Source organism: Paraliomyxa miuraensis (assembly GCF_026337845.1).
Lineage (GTDB): Bacteria > Myxococcota_A > Polyangia > Nannocystales > Nannocystaceae > Paraliomyxa > Paraliomyxa miuraensis.
The window spans coordinates 1-215 of the sequence record NZ_JAOVZF010000012.1 but is presented as its reverse complement, the minus strand read 5'-3'; the positions used below and the strand labels follow the sequence as shown (position 1 = coordinate 215).

The window sequence follows — 215 nt, the reverse complement described above, 5'->3', positions numbered from 1 at the left end:
ATCGTCGTCCATCACCCCGCGCCGCTGGTCGGCGCCCCGCCCGATGAGTGCAACCCGCAGAACACCCACGACAACCCGCCCGACACGTGGCCCCCGAGCGACGTCGGGTTCCCCAGTGCGTTCCTGGGGCCCGGGAATGGCTTGAATTCCGTGTTTCCGGAGGCCATGCCGCCGCTGTCTCCCGGTCAGCATTTCTATGACGTTCTGGCCGAGGA

General features: G+C 67.4%; 1 protein-coding gene. It reads left to right on the top strand.

The annotated features are described in order from the left end of the window. Positions 1-215 (top strand): hypothetical protein (locus OEB96_RS00045; RefSeq protein WP_266213328.1); only part of this gene is annotated, 215 nt, incomplete at both ends.